This is a genomic window from Streptomyces sp. NPDC057307, assembly GCF_042667665.1.
In the GTDB taxonomy this organism is placed as follows: domain Bacteria; phylum Actinomycetota; class Actinomycetes; order Streptomycetales; family Streptomycetaceae; genus Streptomyces.
Genome location: NZ_JBHUZM010000282.1, coordinates 1 through 1,196, shown reverse-complemented (window position 1 = coordinate 1,196; position 1,196 = coordinate 1). Strand labels below are relative to the sequence as shown.

General features: G+C 67.5%; 1 protein-coding gene and 1 pseudogene. One reads left to right on the top strand and one right to left on the bottom strand.

The genetic code is table 11. The annotated features are described in order from the left end of the window. Nucleotides 1–99: 99 nt before the first annotated feature. Complete coding sequence (locus ACFUN8_RS37340; RefSeq protein ID WP_383647890.1) at nt 100–729, bottom strand: class I SAM-dependent methyltransferase; 630 nt, start codon at nt 727–729, stop codon at nt 100–102. A gap of 36 nt (nt 730–765) precedes the next feature. On the opposite strand from ACFUN8_RS37340, the pseudogene ACFUN8_RS37335 reads away from it, so the two are divergent. Next, nucleotides 766–1,196, top strand: a pseudogene (locus ACFUN8_RS37335) (IS5 family transposase); the annotation flags it as partial.

The window sequence follows — 1,196 nt, the reverse complement described above, 5'->3', positions numbered from 1 at the left end:
CTAGGGCCTGTCTGACAATTCCCGTCGGATCAGCGAGCGTCCGCCGAGCCGGTAGTCCGGAGGTACTCCGACCGACCGGCGGGTATTGCCAGGCAGAATCTACGAACGGCGGGCCAGCAGGTGGGCGTCGAGGAAGCCCCGTTCAGAGGCCGGATCGTGGAGCAGCCGGGCGAAGGGAACAAGCCCGGCATCGGCCAGCAGTCCAGCGAGACGGTCCGCTGGCCAACTGTAGGCAGGCGTCACCTTGTGGTCGAACTGGACCGGCTCCGGTTCGTCGGTCCCGAAGAAGGACACCAGGAGCAGACCACCCGGAGCCAGGACGCGTACCTGCTCAGCAATCAGCTCCGGCAGTTCTCGGGGAGGGGTATGGATCATCGAGTAGCGGGCCAGTACGCCGCCGAGCGCGCTGTCCTCGATCGGCAGGGACTCCATCCGCGCCTCCTGGAAGTGCAGCGCCGGATGGGCCCGCCGGGCGTGATCGATCATGCCAGGGGAGAGGTCAAGCCCGAAGGCATCCAGGCCCAGTTCGTGCAGCATGGCCGTCAGGTGTCCAGGCCCGCACCCAACGTCCGCTGCCCGCAGGTTGCCCGTCGCGCGAACCAGTTCGGTGAAGGTGCCGATCATGGCCCGGGCGAACGGCTGTGTCTCCAGCCTGTCCGCGAACAGCGATGCGTACAGCTCGACGACTCCGTCGTAGGCCGCCCTGGTCTCGTCCTGATGATTCGCCACAGGCAGGACTCTATAGCCGGTGTGATCATTGATCTTGTGGCAGGTCGAGGTGAGCTGACAGATGCGGCGTGGGAGCGAGTAGAGCCCCTGTTGCCGCGGGTGGATGGGCGTGGCCGTCCGTGGCGTGATCACCGGCAGGTGGTCAACGGGGTGCTGTGGCGGCTGCGGACGGGGGCTCCTTGGCGCGATCTGCCCGAGCGGTATGGACCCTGGCAGACCGTCTACGAGCGGTTCGCCCGTTGGGAAGCGGACGAGACCTGGGCGAAGCTGCTGGAACACGTCCAGGTCCGAGACGACGCGGTAGGCCGGGTGGAGTGGACCATTTCCGTCGACTCCACGATCAACCGGGCCCACCAACACGCGGCTGGCGCCCTCAGAAAGGGGCAGCGGACGGGGACGAACTGGAAGATCCGGGCCGCTCGCAGGAGTGTCAGGCGCTCGGCCGGTCCCGGGGCGGGCTGACCACC